Below are 15,236 nucleotides of genomic sequence, written 5' to 3'. Positions count from 1 at the left end.
TTGATGTACGGTTCCAACCGTCAATTCACCGAGCAGTACCGCCAGGTCGGCGTACAGAGCGCCATCACCGATGCCGACCCGCACAAGCTGGTCGCGCTGCTGCTCGCCGGTGCCTGCGAACGACTTCGACTCGCCCTGGCCTGCCTGGAACGCGGCGACCAGGCGCGCAAGGGCAAGGCGATCGGCGAGGTCTGTGCGATCGTCGGTCACCTCAACGGCTCGCTGGACCATGAAGCTGGTGGCGAAATCGCCGGCAATCTGTCCTCGCTGTACGACTACGTGATGCAGCGCCTGACCGAAGCCAATCTGCACAACGATCCGGCCGCGCTGACCGAGGCGCTGGAACTGCTGGGCGAGATCGATGCGGCCTGGAATGCCATCCCGCACCAGCAGCGCCACGCTGAGCAGGCCACCCCATGACGTCGCTGGGCTCGCTCAACGCCCGTCTGGATGCTCTGGAGACGGCGCTGCAGGAAGAGAACTTCGATGAGGCCGGCCTGCAGCTGGATGCCCTCGATGCCGCCCAGACCACTTACCTGGCCGGCCCGTCGGCATTGTTCGACGTCCCGGGCCTATCCTCGCTGCAGGCGCGCCAGCAGCGGATCATGCTGTTCATGATGCGCCAGCGCGAAGAAGCCAGCCGGCATCTCCACAACGGCCGCCAGTCGCTTCGCGCCGCGCATGCGTACCTGACGGCAGAATCCCTGTCATGACCGACCTTCGCGCCAGCGAGATCCATCACCCCGCCGAAAGCGAGCTGTTCGATGAGACGCTGAGCTGCGAACTGGCGCTGCCGGCCGAGTTCCGCATCGGCAGCGCGGTGATCCGCCCGGGCACCGCCGAAACCCTGCTGCGCAGCGTGGCCCTGGTGGAAGATGCCCGCAGCGATGACGGGCACGATGACCGCAGCGACGCCACGCTGCAGGTGCAGCGCCTGGAAGCCAAGCTGGACCTGGTGATGGTGCTGCTGGGCCGGCTGGTCCGCCAGAGCGCCCAGGATCTGCCACTGCGTCCGCTGCGCTGGTCCCGCCGGGGCATCCGGATTGAACAGGGCATGCGTACCGGCGCCCCGGCTGGCAGCCAGGGCGTGATCCGCCTGCAGCCCTGCGATTGGCTGCCCGACCATATCGATCTGCCCGTGGTGATCGTGGCCGAGGCGGCCAACGGCGCCGGCGCGCATTATCTGTGGCTGCGCTTCGAGGGCCTGAGCGACGCGCTGGAAATGGCACTGGAGCGGCATTTGTTCCGCCTGCATCGCCGCCAGATTGCCGAAGCACGGCGTCTGCGCTGACCATACGGTACCGACTGTGACCCAGTCGGCTTGGCGCTGGCCCGCCACTCCGTTAAGGTTACCGCCTCCCCGCTCCCCTAGTAGCCTGTGCGCGTACTCATTGTCGACGATCACACCCTGGTCCGTGCCGGCCTCAGCCGCCTCCTGCAGGGCTTCACCGACGTGGACGTCGTCGCCGAGGCGAGCAATGCCGAGCAGGCCCTGCAGCTGAGCGTGCAGCATGCGCCGGACGTGGTGCTGATGGACCTCTCCCTGCCCGGCCGTACCGGGTTGGAAGCGCTGAGCGACATTCTGCTGCGTACCCCCGGCTCACGCGTGGTGATGATGACCATGCACGATGACGCCGTGCATGTGCGCGATGCACTCGACCGTGGCGCCGTCGGCTTCGTGGTCAAGGATGCCGCCCCCCAGGAACTGGAACTGGCCCTGCGCGCCGCCCATGCCGGCCAGGTGTTCCTGAGCCCGCAGATCTCGGCAAAGATGCTGGCGCCGATGCTCGGCAAGGAGAAGCCAGTGGGTGTGGCGGCCCTGTCGCCGCGTCAGCGCGAGATCCTGCGCCAGATCGGGAAAGGCGAGAGCAACAAGGAAATCGCCGCCGACCTGGGCATCAGCGTCAAGACGGTGGAGACCCACCGTGCCCGCATGATGGAGTCGCTGGGCTGCCGCCGCGCCACCGATCTGGTGCTCCTCGCCGCGCGCCACCAGCACGAGCTGGAATGATCGGCGACGGTTCAGTGGCGCTTTTCGGCCACGGGCAGGCCACCACGTCAGGATTCTGATGCGGCACACGGCCACCCGGCCGATGTTACGAGGGGGTTGCACCAGTAAATGCGTCAAAATGACGTACTGATGTAGTGGTTTTCCCTACATGCTGTCGGGGATTTGACGACCTCACTCAGGAACCCCCTGATTCCGGTGCCACCGGAACAGAAGCAAGATGTGTTCCATAACGCGCCGGGGACTCGGCGTGATCGGGGAAACGCCTTGAAAGCCTCCATGTCGACCCAGATGGGTCAGCAGCTTCACCTCACGCCGCAACTGCTGCAGTCGATCCGTCTGTTGCAGCTCGATGGCATGCAGCTGGAGCTGGAAATCCGCCGCGCACTGGAAACCAATCCGCTGCTGGAGATCGAAGAGGCACCCGAGCCGGTCGCTGCCGACACCGCCGAAGCCGTCACGGCCCAAGACGTGGCCGCCTTCGACGAACTGCCCGAGAACACCATGTGGGACGTGGCCGGTGCCGGCTGGCAGGACGGCGATGACGACCGCATGCAGCGCGTTGCGGCTGGCGAATCCACCGACCCGCAGCTGCGCGTGCTGCAGCGCCTGGCGATGGAACTGGACGACCGCGAACTGGCTGTGGCCGGTTTCTGGCTCGAACACTGCGATGACACCGGTTATCTCGACGCCCCCTTGGCGCAGCTGACCCTGCTGGCCAGCGCGCATTGCGACATTGATGCCGCCGGCGTGGAAGCAGTCCGTCAGCGCATCCTGCACGGCGACCCGGCTGGCCTGGCCGCCCAGAACCTGCACGAATGCCTGAGCGTGCAGCTGCGCACCCTGCCCGGCCGCGTGCCGGCCCGGCACCTGGCCCAGCGCGTGCTGGATGATGGGCTGGCCGCACTGGCCACGCATGACTACGCCGCGCTCGCCCAGCAGCTGGACGCCGAAGTCGCCGACATCCACGAAGCCGTCCGCCTGATCCTGTCCCTGCAGCCGCGCCCGGGCGAGAGCCTGCTGCCCGATACCAACGGTGTGGTGATCCCCGACGTGGTCGCCTGGCATGCCGATGGCCAATGGCGCGTCGCGCTGAACCCGGCCACCAGCCGCCGCCTGAGCATCAACCCGCACTACGAACAGGCCCTGGCCGAGACCAGCGAAGCGGCCCAGCCGCTGCGCGACATGCTGCAGGAAGCCCGCTGGCTGACCCGCGGCCTGTCGATGCGCTATGACACCCTGCTGCGCACCGCGCGGGTGATCATCGAGCGTCAGTCCGGCTTCCTGACCCGGGGCGAGGAAGCGATGGCGCCCCTCACGCTGAAGGAAGTGGCCGATGAAATCGGCATGCACGAATCCACCGTTTCGCGCATCACCACCGGCAAATACCTGCAGACGCCGCGCGGCACGCTGGAACTGAAGCACTTCTTCGCCGTGCGCCTGGAAGGCGCGAGCGTCTCCGGCCAGGCCGTGAAAGCCATGGTGCGTCGCCTGATCGAGTCCGAGCCGGCGGCCCGCCCGCTGGCCGATGAGGCCATCGCCGGCCTGCTTTCGCGGCAGGGGGTGAACATTGCCCGCCGGACCGTTGCAAAATACCGCGAACAACTGGACATCGCTCCGGCGCGCGAACGCCGCCGCAGCCATGCCAGCACCCCGCAATTGGCCCGGGTGGGCTGAAGGAAATGGACGACATGAACAAGCTCACCGTGCTGCTGGTCGATGACCACGAGGGTTTCATCAACGCTGCGATGCGCCACTTCCGCAAGGTCGATTGGCTCGATGTCATCGGCAGCGCCGCCAACGGCCTGGAAGCGATCGAGCGCTCCGAGTCGCTGCGCCCGCAGGTGGTGCTGATGGATCTGGCCATGCCGGAAATGGGCGGCCTGCAGGCGACCCGCCTGATCAAATCGCAGGATGACGCGCCGTACATCGTGATCGCCAGCCATTTCGATGATGCCGAACACCGCGAGCACGCCCTGCGCGCCGGGGCCGACAACTTCGTCAGCAAGCTCTCCTACATCCAGGAAGTGATGCCGATCCTGGAAGGCCTGAAGGAACCAGGCCATGAGTGAATCCCGCATCCTGGTGGTGGACAACGACGCGGTCCGGGCCGAGCGCACCGTCGCGCTGCTGGAGTTCATGGACTTCAATCCGCGCTGGGTGGCCGATGCCAACGATTTCGACGTCACCCGCCACCGCCCCAATGACTGGATGGCCGCCATCATCGGCAGCCTGGACAATTCCGACCGCAGCGATGCGTTGTTCGCGTGGCTGGGCAAGGGCGCCCTGCCCCCGCCGGTGATGTTGATCGACGGCGATACCACCGCGTTCGCGCAGCAGCATGGCCTGCACGAAGCCAACGTCTGGCCGCTCGAGGCGCCGCTGCGGCACGCGCAGATGGAAGGCCTGCTGCGCCGCGCCAGCCTCAAGCGCCTGGATGCCGAACACCAGGCCGGTGCCGTGCAGGACCAGGGCCCGACCGGCGAAGGCGTTGCGGTCACCCAGCTGCGCCGCATGATCGAGCAGGTCGCCGCGTTCGACACCACCGTGCTGGTGCTGGGCGAATCGGGCACCGGCAAGGAAGTGGTCTCGCGCTCGATCCACCAGCGCTCCCCGCGTCGTGATGGGCCGTTCGTGGCGATCAACTGCGGCGCGATCCCGCCGGACCTGCTGGAAAGCGAGTTGTTCGGTCACGAAAAAGGCGCCTTCACCGGTGCGCTGAGTGCCCGCAAGGGCCGTTTCGAAATGGCCGAAGGCGGCACTCTGCTGCTGGATGAAATCGGCGACATGAGCCTGCCGATGCAGGTCAAACTGCTGCGCGTGCTGCAGGAGCGCAGCTTCGAACGTGTGGGTGGCAACCAGACCATCCGCTGCAACGTGCGCGTGATCGCCGCGACCCATCGCGACCTGGAAACGCGCATCGCCGACGGCAAGTTCCGCGAGGATCTGTTCTATCGCCTCAACGTCTTCCCGATCGATGTGCCGGCCCTGCGTGAGCGCAGCGAAGACCTGCCGGCGCTGGTGACCACCATTGCCGGCCAGCTGGCCCGCACCGGCCGCGGTGAAGTGCGCTTCACCGGCGAGGCCCTGCAGGCGTTGGCCAGCTACGAGTGGCCGGGCAACGTGCGCGAGCTGACCAACCTGGTCGAGCGCCTGGCCGTGCTGCACCCCAGTGGCAACGTGCGCGTGCAGGATCTGCCGGCCCGCTACCGCGCTGATTTCGCCATCACAGCACCGGTGGCCGCCGCAGCGCCCGCGCCGCTGGCCGATGAACGCCTGGACCTGCGCAGCTTTTCGTTCCACACCCCGGGCAGCCAAGGCGCCACCTCGGCGGAGAACGGCAGCGCCCCGGCCAACCGCGCCCCGGCCCTGCCCGACGACGGCCTGGACCTGCGCAACCACATGGCCAACATCGAGCTGACCTTGATCAACGAAGCGCTGGAGCGCACCCAGGGCGTCGTCGCCCATGCCGCCCAGCTGCTCGGCCTGCGCCGCACCACGCTCGTGGAAAAGCTGCGCAAGTACGGCATCGAGCGCGACCAGACCGAACTGACTGGCTGAGCAGAACGACACAAGGAAACCAGACGCCCGGGCATGTCCCGGGCTTTTTTGTGGATCTGCCGGAGGGTCTCCGCCAGTCCCCATCGCGAGCGTAAGGGCCCCGCAGCGACCATCAGGCCCCTCGGCAAATGTCCCCCGGCCGCCGCCTGGCGGCGACGCCCTCCTCCTTGATTTTGCCCAGGGACCTGATGGCCGCTACGGAGCACAGGCTCACGGTATGCAAGCGGAGAAACCCAGCTTTTTCCACGGCCGCCAGCGGTCTCCACACGTGGGTCGCGATGCCCTTGTGGGCGAAGTAAAGGAGGAGGGGTCGGCCGCAGGCCGGCGCCGGGGGACATTCGCCGGCAAGGGCATCGTGGCCCACCGCCCGACCGACCCACCGGTTTCTGCCTCGAAGGATCAGACCACCCTCCGCCGGTTTTCCGGCGTCGACTCTCCGGCACGCCAGCGCGTCAAACCGCCGCTGGGCCAATCAACCGCGCCTCGCGTACACCACGGCCACCCCGCCGGAGCGGCTGACCCCGAAAACCCCCGCCCCCCTTACGAAACTGAACCACTCATCACTTTCGGCACGGCACTTGCAACGTATTCACTCGAAACCCATCCCCTGCTTCGGAACGTTCCAGATGTCGCACTCCGTCACCTCGATCCTTTCTCAGATCCGCACCTTCCAGACCCAGATGGGGCAGCCTGCCGTCAGTCCGCTGACGGAGATGCCGCGCAGCAATGCCATCCAGGGCCTGGTATCCCCCCAGGAGATCCAGGGCCCCAGCTTCACCGAAACCCTGCGTGGCGCCATTGCCGGCGTCAACGATGCGCAACAGAAATCCGGCGCCCTGGCCAAGTCCTTCGAACTGGGTGAACCCGGTGCGGACCTGGCCAAGGTCATGGTCGCCTCGCAGCAGTCCCAGATCGCCTTCCGCGCCACCGTGGAAGTCCGTAACCGTCTCGTCCAGGCTTACCAGGACGTGATGAACATGCCGCTGTAAGGATAGAAACGCATGGCCCTGTCGCTCTCCAAAGAATCGCTGAACACCGAAAAGGCTGGGCAGTGGTTCGACCGGCTGCAAAGCCTGCAGATCACCCGTCGGCTCGGCCTGATGGCGATGATCGCCGTGGCCGTGGCGGCGGGCCTGTTCGTGTTCTTCTGGTCGCAGAAGCCCGGCATGGTGCCGCTGTACACCGGGCTGGATCAGAAGGCCACGGCCGAGGCCACCGATCTGCTGCGCGCCGCGCAGATTCCGTTTGAACTGGACCAGGCCACCGGTGGCATCACCGTGCCGGAAAAGAACCTGCACGACGCCCGCCTGAAGCTGGCCAGCTCCGGGCTGACCGACAGCGGTCGTCTGGGCTTTGAGCTGATGGAGCGTGACCCGGGCTTCGGCGTCAGCCAGTTCATGGAGAACGCCCGCTACCAGCACTCGCTGGAAACCGAGCTCTCGCGCACCATCAATACGCTGCGCCCGGTCCGCGATTCGCGCGTGCACCTGGCCATTCCCAAGCCCAGCGCCTTCACCCGCCAGCGCGATGTCGCCAGCGCCTCGGTGGTGCTGGAACTGCGTGGCGGCCAGCAGCTCGAACGCGGCCAGATCGATGCCATCGTGCACATGGTCGCCGCCAGCATTCCGGATCTGGCGCCGGAGCGCGTCACCGTGGTCGACCAGAGCGGGCGCATGCTCAGCGTCTCCGACCCGAACAGCGAGGCGGCGATGAATGCCGCGCAGTTCGAGCAGGTGCGCCGCCAGGAAACCTCGTTCAACCAGCGCATCCGCGAGCTGCTCGAGCCGATGACCGGCCCCGGCCGCGTCAACCCGGAAGTGAGCGTGGACATGGATTTCTCGGTGATCGAGGAAGCCCGTGAGCTCTATAACGGCGAGCCGCAGAAGCTGCGCAGCGAGCAGATGAGCGAAAACAGCACCAACGTGCCCGGCCCGCAGGGCGTGCCCGGTGCTGCCAGCAATACCCCGCCCGGCCCCGCCGCCGCGCCGGCCACCGCGCAGGCACCGACGGAAAGCTCCAAGAACGCGACCCGCAACTACGAGCTGGACCGCACCCTGCAGCACACCCGCCAGCCAGCCGGTCGCATCAAGCGTGTCTCGGTGGCGGTGCTGGTGGACAACGTGCCGCGCGCCGGTGCCAACGGCAAGATGGCCGACCAGGCCCTCTCCGCGGCCGAACTCACCCGCGTCGAAGCGCTGGTCAAGCAGGCGGTCGGCTTCGATGCCGAGCGAGGCGACACGGTCTCGGTGATGAATGCCCCGTTCGTGCGGGAAGTCACCCCGGTCGAAGGCCCGAAATGGTGGGAGCTGCCGCAGGTCCAGGACGCACTGCGTCTGCTGCTCGGCGCGATCGTGGTGCTGGCCCTGGTGTTTGGTGTGCTGCGCCCGGCGCTGCGCTCGATCACCGGCCAGAACAAGGCCAAGGAAGAAGAGCTGGAACCCCACACGGCCGACGTGCAGCTGGTCGACGATGGCGAGGGCTTGCCCGCCCTCGGTAGCGAACGCCTGAACGCGGCTGGACATGAACCCCTGGCACTGCCGGTGGACTCTTACGAGGAACGACTGCGCATGGCGCGTGAAGCTGTAAAGACCGATTCCAAGCGCGTGGCCCAGGTGGTCAAGGGCTGGGTGGCCAATGACTGAGAACGTGCCCCTGACCGGCGTTCAACGCGCTGCCGTGCTGCTGCTGTCGCTGGGTGAACTGGATGCGGCCGAAGTGCTGCGCCACATGGAACCCAAGGAAGTGCAGAAGATCGGCATCGCCATGGCGACCATGACCGATATCACCCGCGAACAGGTCGAGCGGGTCATGGACCAGTTCGGTGCCGAACTGGGTTCCAAGACCTCGCTGGGCGTGGGCTCGGACGACTACATCCGCAACATGCTGGTGCAGGCGCTGGGCACCGAGAAGGCCGGCAACCTGATCGACCGCATCCTGCTCGGCCGCAACACCACCGGCCTGGATGCCCTGAAGTGGATGGATCCGCGCGCCGTCGCCGATCTGGTCCGCAATGAGCACCCGCAGATCATCGCCATCGTGATGGCCCATCTGGAAACCGACCAGGCCGCCGACGCGCTCAAGCTGCTGCCCGAGCGTACCCGGGTGGATGTGCTGCTGCGCATCGCGACCCTGGATGGCATTCCGCCGAACGCACTCAATGAGCTCAACGAGATCATGGAGCGCCAGTTCGCCGGCAACCAGAACCTGAAGTCCTCCAACATCGGCGGCGTGCAGTGCGCGGCCAACATCCTGAACTTCATGGACAGTGGCCAGGACCAGGCGATCCTGGGCGAGATCGCGCGCATCGATGCGCCGCTCAGCGGCCGCATCCAGGACCTGATGTTCGTGTTCGACGATCTGGTGGATCTGGACGACCGCGAACTGCAGCTGGTGCTGCGCGAAGTCAGCGGCGAGCGTCTGGGCCTGGCCCTGCGTGGCGCCGACATCAAGGTGCGCGACAAGATCACCCGCAACATGTCCCAGCGTGCGGCCGAAATCCTGCTGGAAGACATGGAAGCCCGTGGTCCGGTGCGCCTGTCGGATGTGGAAGTGGCACAACGCGAGATCCTGGCGATCGTCAAGCGCATGGCCGATGAAGGCACCGTCACCATTGGTGGCAATGCGGAGGCCATGCTGTGAACGCTGCCGTGCGCTGGCTTGCCCCCGATCTGCTGGCGGTGCCCGAGCCGGCGCCGGAAGAAGAGATCTTCGACCTCACCGAGCCGGATCCGGAGCTGGAACCGGAGCCGTTGCTGCAGCTGCCGACCCTGGAAGAAATCCAGGCGATCCAGGACAACGCCGAGAAGGATGGCTTTGACCAGGGTCACGCCGATGGCCTTGCCCAGGGCCAGGCCGAGGTGCGCCGCCTGATCGCACAGATCGAAGGCATCCTGGACAACTTCAGCCGGCCGCTGGTGCGGTTGGAAAACGAAGTGGTCGCCGCGCTCGGCGAACTGGCCGTGCGCATTGCGGGCAATCTGGTCGGCCGCGCGTATGAAGCCGAGCCGGAACTGCTGGCGCAGCTGGTCAACGAAGCCGTCGACGCCGTCGGCGGCGCCGCCCGCGAGGTCGAAGTGCGTCTGCACCCGGACGACATCGCTGCGTTGACCCCGGTATTGAGCCTGTCCCCGAACCAGCGCCTCACCCCGGATCTCAGCCTGAGCCGCGGCGACCTGCGGGTCCACGCCGAGACCGTGCGCATCGACGGCACCCTGGACGCCCGCCTGCGCGGCGCGCTCGATGCGGTCATCCGCAAGGGAGGCACCACGCCATGAACACCGATACCCTGCCCCCGCCGGCCGATTGGACCGCCGTCCGCAACCTGCGGCTGGCCTCGCGCCTGGACAACATCCGCCCGGATACCGCGCATGGCCGTGGCCTGATCCGCGAAGGCGTGCTGCGCCGCGCGGTCGGCCTGACCCTGGAAGCGGTCGGCTGCGAAGCGCCGATGGGCGCCAGCTGCAAGGTCGAAGTCGCCGACGGTGGCTGGGTGGATGCCGAAGTGGTCGGCTTTGCCGGTGAACGCACCTATCTGATGCCCAGCGCCGAACTGCATGGCCTGCTGCCCAATGCGCGGGTCGTGCCTGCGCTGGGCCGCGGCGGCGTGGAAGTGGGCGAAGGCCTGCTCGGCCGCGTCATCGACAGCGACGGTGTGCCGCTGGATGGCAAGGGCCCGATCCGCGCTGAAGGCACCGTCGGCATGGCCGGCGTGTCGATCAATCCGCTGGCCCGTGAGCCGATCACCCAGCCGCTGGACGTGGGCGTGCGCGCGATCAACGCGCTGCTGCCGATCGGCCGTGGCCAGCGTGTCGGCCTGTTTGCCGGTTCCGGTGTCGGTAAATCGACCCTGCTGGGCATGATGACCCGCTACACCGCTGCCGACGTGATCGTGGTCGGCCTGATCGGCGAACGTGGCCGCGAAGTCCGCGACTTCGTGGAAAGCACGCTGGGCGAAGAAGGCCTGCGCCGCGCGGTGGTGGTTGCCAGCCCGGCCGACCGACCGCCGCTGGCGCGCCTGCACGGCGCCTACCGTGCGACCGCGATCGCCGAATGGTTCCGCGACCAGGGCTTGAATGTCCTGCTGCTGATGGACTCGCTGACCCGCTTCGCACAGGCCCAGCGCGAGATCGGCCTGTCCGTCGGTGAGCCGCCGACCACGCGCGGCTATCCGCCGTCCGTGTTCGCCAAGCTGCCGGCCCTGGTCGAGCGCGCCGGCAATGGGGCCAAGGGCCGCGGTTCGATCACCGCGTTCTACACCGTGCTGACCGAAGGCGATGATCCGCAGGATCCGATCGCCGATGCCGCCCGCGCGATTCTCGACGGCCACATCCTGCTCTCGCGGCGCGTCGCCGACAGCGGCCTGTACCCGGCGATCGACGTGGAATCGTCGGTCAGCCGCGTGGTCACGGAAATCGCCGACGAGCCGTGGCGCCTGCGCATCCGCAAGCTCAAGCGGCTGGTCTCGGCGTACTCGGCCAACCGCGATCTGATCGCGATCGGCGCCTATCAGCGCGGCAATGACCCGGCGACCGACGAGGCGCTGGAGCGCTGGTCGGACATCGTTGAATTCCTCGGCCAGGACGTCGGCAAAGCCGCCGACCTGCCGCACAGTCAGGCCGCCCTCAAGCGGCTGGTGGAACCAGAGAGTTAAGCCATGATGCAATCCAAGCGATTCGACCCATTGCTGAAGCGCGCCCAGGACCACGAGGACGAGGTCGCCCGCGACCTCGCCGAGCGCCAGCGCTCCCTCGACACGCATGTGTCGCGGCTGGATGAGCTGCGCCGCTATGCCGACGAATATGCTGGCGCGCAGATGGCCGCGACCAGTCCGGCGCAGCTGATGAACCGGCGCGCGTTCCTGGATCGCCTGGACAGCGCGGTGGCCCAGCAGCGCCAGACCGTGGACAACAACCGCGAGAAGGTCGAGGCCGAACGCGCGCGCCTGATCCTGGCCAGCCGTGACAAGCAGGTCCTTGAACAGTTGGCGGCCAGTTACCGCGCGCAGGAGAAGGTGGTCACCGATCGCCGCGACCAACGCGAGATGGACGATCTCGGCGCACGCCGGTCGCGCCAGGCGCAACGCGAAGACAGCGAAAACGGAGGCACGCCATGACGCCCTCGGCCCTGCTCGGCGGCACCGCGCCGGCACCGTCCAGCACTGCCGGCGCCTCCGGCAGCCGTCCCGATACCTCCAGCGGCAGCGACCGTCGGGAGTTTGACGCGATGCTCAAGCCCGGCCGCGATGCGGCTCGCCCGGAGGCATCAAGCAAACCCGCCGGCCGCCGCGAGGCGCCTGCGGGCAAGGACGCCGCCACGCCGGATACCGGCAAGGACACCGCACCACGCCCCGGCAGCGCCAGCAGCAAAGACACCGCCGAGACGCCTGCCACGACCGATACCAGCACCGCGCCGCCTGCCACCGCCGACAAGCCGGTGTCCGAGGCGGCGGACGACGATGCAGCGTGGCCGCCGTTCGGCCTGGCCGGCCTGGCGTTGAACGGGCTGCCGGTTGCGGTGCCCGTGCCGGTCGCGCCCGCGCCCGTGGGCACGGCCACCGGTGCTGCGCCCACGACGGCGGCCCTGCCGACGCTGGCCACCGCCACTGCGGACACCACCGCGCCGGCAGCGGGCCCGCTGGCGCCGGCCGCACCTGCGGCGAGCGGCATCGCCCTGCCCGCCCTGGCGGCCGACGCCGCCCCAGCCGACGCCGTGCCGCTGTTGAAGACCTTCACCGAGGCGCTGAGCGCTGCCGCCAGCGATGGCCCGGACGCACCGGCCACGCCGGTGCTGCACGCCCTGCAGAGCATCGTCGACGCCAAACCGGCAGCGGCCACGCCCTTCACCGGCTCGCCGACCGCCACGCCGCAGCTGGGCGCTGGCGATTTCGATGATGCCGTCGGCGCCCGCGTCAGTTGGTTGGCGGACCAGAAGATCGGCCACGCCCATATCAAGATCACCCCGAACGACCTGGGCCCGATCGACGTGCGACTGCATCTGGACGGTGACAAGGTCCATGCGACCTTCACCAGCGCCCATGCCGACGTGCGCCATGCACTGGAAAGCAGCCTGCCGCGCCTGCGCGACATGCTCGGCGAACAGGGCTTCCAGCTCGGCCAGGCCGATGTCGGCCAGCAGCACACCGCGCAGGATGGCGGCCGTGGCGAGGGTACCCGGACCGGCATGGGCGATGACGGCGAGCCGTTGATGGCCGAGACCACGCTGTCGCCCTCGCAGTTGATCCGTCAGCGCGGGTTGGTCGACGCCTACGCGTGATCCCCGGGTGCGACGCCGCTTCGGCGGCGCCGCCAGAAATCCGACGCCCGCCCTCTTCGGCATTCAGGCACAGCCTTTGCATGTAGTCAGGAAGCAATCCTCTGGAGCTTCCTCGTGGCCGCAGCCGCCGACAAAACCAAGAAATCCGCCGACAAGGACGCCACGGCCAAGCCGCGTCGTCCGATCCTGATCACCGCCCTGGTCGCGGTGCTCGCCGCCGGTGCCGCCGGTGGCGGCGTCTGGTATTTCACCCAGTCCCAGCACGACGACAAGGCTGCCAAGCCGGCCGCCAAGGCCGCGGTGCCTGCACCGGCCCAGTACTTCGGTCTGGAGCCGCCGTTCGTGGTCAACCTCAACAGCAGCTTCGACGGCCCGCGCTACCTGCAGGTCGAAGTGCAGCTGATGAGCCGCGATCCGGCCGCCATGGAAGCGATCAAGCTCCATGCCCCGGCGATCCGCGCCAAGCTGCTCATGCTGTTCTCGCAGGTCGAGCCGACCGACATCGCTGACCGCGCGGGCAAGGAACGCCTGCAGGCCACCTCGCTGGCCGAAGTGCAGAAGCTGCTCAAGGCCGAGACCGGCAAGCCGGGTGCCGACGAATTGCTGTTCACCAGTTTCGTCACCCAGTAAGGGCCGACCATGAATGACCTGCTTTCCCAGGATGAGATCGATGCGCTGTTACACGGCGTGGACTCCGGCGCGGTCGAGACCGACGTCGATGCTGCCACGCCCGGCGAGGCGCGCTCGTATGACTTTGCCAGTCAGGACCGCATCATCCGCGGCCGCATGCCGACCCTGGAAATGGTCAACGAGCGCTTCGCGCGCCTGTGGCGCATCGGTCTGTTCAACCTGATCCGGCGCTCGGCCGAACTGTCCGTGCGCGGCATCGAACTGATCAAGTTCAATGACTACATGCACTCGCTGTACGTGCCGACCAACCTCAACCTGATCCGCTTCAAGCCGCTGCGCGGGACCGGGCTGATCGTGTTCGAGCCGACGCTGGTGTTCGCGATCGTGGACAACTTCTTCGGCGGCGACGGCCGCTACCCGACCCGCATCGAAGGCCGCGAGTTCACCGCGACGGAAATGCGCGTCATCCACCTGCTGCTCAAGCAGACCTTCGCCGATCTGCAGGAAGCCTGGGCGCCGGTGATGGATGTGGAGCTGGAGTACATCAACTCCGAAATCAATCCGCACTTCGCCAACATCGTGACGCCGCGCGAGTACGTGGTTGTCTGCCGCCTGCATGTCGAACTCGACGGCGGTGGCGGCGACATCCACGTCACCCTGCCCTACTCGATGCTCGAGCCGATCCGCGAGCTGCTCGACGCCGGCATCCAGAGCGACCGCAACGACCGCGATGCCAGCTGGGGCGTGATGCTGCGCGAACAGCTCAACATCGCCGAAGTCACGCTGTCCAGCGTGTTGGCCAGCAAGCGCATGACCCTGCGTGAACTGACCGGCCTGAAGGTCGGCGACATCCTCCCGATCGACATGCCGGCGCAGGTGCCGTTGTGCGTGGAGAACATCCCGGTGTTCACCGGCGAGTTCGGCATCGCCAACGGTTGCAACGCCGTCAAGATCACCGCCACCCATCCCCCGGGCACCCGCCCACGCGTTCCCGTACTCCAGGAAGTCTCGAAATGAACGATATCGAATCCAACGAACCGCTGTCCCCGGCGGAACCGGCACCGGCGCAGTTCACCACGCTGCAGTCCGATGAGAACCTCGGTCCCGAGCTGAACCTGGATGTGATCCTGGATGTGCCGGTGACCCTGTCGCTGGAAGTGGGCCGTGCACGCCTGCCGATCCGCAACCTGCTGCAGCTCAACCAGGGCTCGGTGGTGGAACTGGAACGCGGCGCCGGCGAATCGCTGGACGTGTTCGTCAACGGCACCCTGATCGCCCATGGCGAGGTGGTGGTGATCAACGACCGCTTCGGCGTGCGCTTGACCGATGTGGTCAGCCCGAGCGAACGGATCCGGAGACTGCGTTGAGCACCGGGCTGCTGATCGCAGCCGGCGCGTCGACCGTCAAGGTCGGCCAGCATGCCGCCGCCGCACCGGGCATGTTCGGTGCGGTACTGGCATTGCTGGGCGTGCTGGCGTTGATCGTCGGCCTGGGCTGGCTGCTCAAGCGCATGCCCGGCAGCGGCTTCCGCCCGGCCGAAGGCCTGCGGGTGGTTGCCAGCCTGACCGTCGGCGCGAAAGAGCGCGTGGTGGTGGTCGAGGTCAATGGCACCCAGCTGCTGCTGGGGGTCACCGCCGGTGGCATCAACACCCTGCATCAGCTGCCCGAACCGCTGCCGACCCCGTCGCCGGCGCGCCTTCCCGATTTCAAACACCTGCCGAATTTCGCCCAGCTGCTGCAACAGCGGCTGCGCAAGGAATCCTGA

General features: G+C 67.5%; 18 protein-coding genes. All 18 read left to right on the top strand.

The genetic code is table 11. The annotated features are described in order from the left end of the window. Positions 1 to 3 precede the first annotated feature (3 nt). The 18 genes from fliS to fliO all read left to right on the top strand — a co-directional run bounded on the left by fliS (position 4) and on the right by fliO (position 15,236). Positions 4 to 420: a flagellar export chaperone FliS gene (fliS, locus tag ACWV8V_RS05110; protein WP_123729210.1), complete on the top strand. Its 417-nt coding sequence runs from the start codon at positions 4 to 6 to the stop codon at positions 418 to 420. Beyond that, on the top strand, positions 417 to 713 hold the full coding sequence (locus ACWV8V_RS05105) for a hypothetical protein (protein WP_123729209.1): 297 nt from the start codon (positions 417 to 419) through the stop codon (positions 711 to 713). The genes fliS and ACWV8V_RS05105 overlap by 4 nt, the downstream gene beginning before the upstream one ends. Then, entirely contained in the window at positions 710 to 1,291 is a 582-nt protein-coding gene (locus ACWV8V_RS05100; RefSeq protein ID WP_455899093.1) for a PilZ domain-containing protein, read from the top strand. The genes ACWV8V_RS05105 and ACWV8V_RS05100 overlap by 4 nt, the downstream gene beginning before the upstream one ends. An 87-nt stretch (positions 1,292 to 1,378) precedes the next feature. Further along, positions 1,379 to 2,011: a response regulator gene (locus ACWV8V_RS05095; protein WP_259260918.1), complete on the top strand. Its 633-nt coding sequence runs from the start codon at positions 1,379 to 1,381 to the stop codon at positions 2,009 to 2,011. A 264-nt stretch (positions 2,012 to 2,275) separates the two neighbouring features. Next, positions 2,276 to 3,685: an RNA polymerase factor sigma-54 gene (rpoN, locus tag ACWV8V_RS05090; RefSeq protein ID WP_455899092.1), complete on the top strand. Its 1,410-nt coding sequence runs from the start codon at positions 2,276 to 2,278 to the stop codon at positions 3,683 to 3,685. Positions 3,686 to 3,699: 14 nt separating this feature from the next. Beyond that, complete coding sequence (locus ACWV8V_RS05085) at positions 3,700 to 4,080, top strand: response regulator (RefSeq protein WP_123729727.1); 381 nt, start codon at positions 3,700 to 3,702, stop codon at positions 4,078 to 4,080. Then, a complete protein-coding gene (locus ACWV8V_RS05080; protein ID WP_455899091.1) occupies positions 4,073 to 5,569 on the top strand; it encodes a sigma-54 dependent transcriptional regulator in 1,497 nt (498 codons plus the stop codon). Before ACWV8V_RS05085 ends, ACWV8V_RS05080 begins: the two co-directional genes overlap by 8 nt. A gap of 626 nt (positions 5,570 to 6,195) precedes the next feature. After that, complete coding sequence (gene fliE / locus ACWV8V_RS05075; protein ID WP_259260921.1) at positions 6,196 to 6,558, top strand: flagellar hook-basal body complex protein FliE; 363 nt, start codon at positions 6,196 to 6,198, stop codon at positions 6,556 to 6,558. A gap of 12 nt (positions 6,559 to 6,570) precedes the next feature. Then, on the top strand, positions 6,571 to 8,211 hold the full coding sequence (fliF, locus tag ACWV8V_RS05070) for a flagellar basal-body MS-ring/collar protein FliF (protein ID WP_259260922.1): 1,641 nt from the start codon (positions 6,571 to 6,573) through the stop codon (positions 8,209 to 8,211). 10 nt (positions 8,212 to 8,221) lie between these two features. Then, positions 8,222 to 9,208, top strand: coding sequence for a flagellar motor switch protein FliG (gene fliG, locus ACWV8V_RS05065; RefSeq protein ID WP_123729202.1), 987 nt, complete (start codon positions 8,222 to 8,224; stop codon positions 9,206 to 9,208). Next, a complete protein-coding gene (locus ACWV8V_RS05060) occupies positions 9,205 to 9,843 on the top strand; it encodes a FliH/SctL family protein (protein ID WP_455899090.1) in 639 nt (212 codons plus the stop codon). Before fliG ends, ACWV8V_RS05060 begins: the two co-directional genes overlap by 4 nt. Beyond that, positions 9,840 to 11,219 (top strand): FliI/YscN family ATPase, encoded by a 1,380-nt coding sequence (locus ACWV8V_RS05055; protein ID WP_123729200.1) that lies wholly within the window; start codon positions 9,840 to 9,842, stop codon positions 11,217 to 11,219. Before ACWV8V_RS05060 ends, ACWV8V_RS05055 begins: the two co-directional genes overlap by 4 nt. A 3-nt stretch (positions 11,220 to 11,222) precedes the next feature. Beyond that, positions 11,223 to 11,681: a flagellar export protein FliJ gene (gene fliJ / locus ACWV8V_RS05050; RefSeq protein ID WP_123729199.1), complete on the top strand. Its 459-nt coding sequence runs from the start codon at positions 11,223 to 11,225 to the stop codon at positions 11,679 to 11,681. After that, positions 11,678 to 12,841, top strand: coding sequence for a flagellar hook-length control protein FliK (locus ACWV8V_RS05045; protein WP_455899089.1), 1,164 nt, complete (start codon positions 11,678 to 11,680; stop codon positions 12,839 to 12,841). The genes fliJ and ACWV8V_RS05045 overlap by 4 nt, the downstream gene beginning before the upstream one ends. A 114-nt stretch (positions 12,842 to 12,955) precedes the next feature. Continuing rightward, a complete protein-coding gene (locus ACWV8V_RS05040) occupies positions 12,956 to 13,471 on the top strand; it encodes a flagellar basal body-associated FliL family protein (RefSeq protein WP_123729197.1) in 516 nt (171 codons plus the stop codon). Between the two features lie 9 nt (positions 13,472 to 13,480). Then, the gene (gene fliM / locus ACWV8V_RS05035; RefSeq protein WP_455899088.1) at positions 13,481 to 14,488 is read left to right on the top strand and encodes a flagellar motor switch protein FliM; all 1,008 of its coding nucleotides are present in this window, start codon (positions 13,481 to 13,483) and stop codon (positions 14,486 to 14,488) included. After that, positions 14,485 to 14,838, top strand: a complete 354-nt coding sequence (gene fliN / locus ACWV8V_RS05030; protein ID WP_123729195.1) for a flagellar motor switch protein FliN — start codon at positions 14,485 to 14,487, stop codon at positions 14,836 to 14,838. The genes fliM and fliN overlap by 4 nt, the downstream gene beginning before the upstream one ends. Then, the gene (gene fliO, locus ACWV8V_RS05025) at positions 14,835 to 15,236 is read left to right on the top strand and encodes a flagellar biosynthetic protein FliO (protein WP_259260930.1); all 402 of its coding nucleotides are present in this window, start codon (positions 14,835 to 14,837) and stop codon (positions 15,234 to 15,236) included. Before fliN ends, fliO begins: the two co-directional genes overlap by 4 nt.

Source organism: Stenotrophomonas sp. Ker107b (genome assembly GCF_053847245.1).
This window is presented reverse-complemented; position numbering and strand designations above follow the sequence as displayed.

Excerpts from the sequence above, each read along its gene's own strand:
- fliS (WP_123729210.1), top strand. The coding sequence starts at position 4 with ATGTACGGTTCCAACCGTCAATTCACCGAGCAGTACCGCCAGGTCGGC.
- ACWV8V_RS05105 (WP_123729209.1), top strand. The coding sequence starts at position 417 with ATGACGTCGCTGGGCTCGCTCAACGCCCGTCTGGATGCTCTGGAGACG.
- ACWV8V_RS05100 (WP_455899093.1), top strand. The coding sequence starts at position 710 with ATGACCGACCTTCGCGCCAGCGAGATCCATCACCCCGCCGAAAGCGAG.
- ACWV8V_RS05085 (WP_123729727.1), top strand. The coding sequence starts at position 3,700 with ATGAACAAGCTCACCGTGCTGCTGGTCGATGACCACGAGGGTTTCATC.
- ACWV8V_RS05080 (WP_455899091.1), top strand. The coding sequence starts at position 4,073 with ATGAGTGAATCCCGCATCCTGGTGGTGGACAACGACGCGGTCCGGGCC.
- fliE (WP_259260921.1), top strand. The coding sequence starts at position 6,196 with ATGTCGCACTCCGTCACCTCGATCCTTTCTCAGATCCGCACCTTCCAG.
- fliF (WP_259260922.1), top strand. The coding sequence starts at position 6,571 with ATGGCCCTGTCGCTCTCCAAAGAATCGCTGAACACCGAAAAGGCTGGG.
- ACWV8V_RS05055 (WP_123729200.1), top strand. The coding sequence starts at position 9,840 with ATGAACACCGATACCCTGCCCCCGCCGGCCGATTGGACCGCCGTCCGC.
- fliJ (WP_123729199.1), top strand. The coding sequence starts at position 11,223 with ATGATGCAATCCAAGCGATTCGACCCATTGCTGAAGCGCGCCCAGGAC.
- ACWV8V_RS05045 (WP_455899089.1), top strand. The coding sequence starts at position 11,678 with ATGACGCCCTCGGCCCTGCTCGGCGGCACCGCGCCGGCACCGTCCAGC.
- fliM (WP_455899088.1), top strand. The coding sequence starts at position 13,481 with ATGAATGACCTGCTTTCCCAGGATGAGATCGATGCGCTGTTACACGGC.
- fliN (WP_123729195.1), top strand. The coding sequence starts at position 14,485 with ATGAACGATATCGAATCCAACGAACCGCTGTCCCCGGCGGAACCGGCA.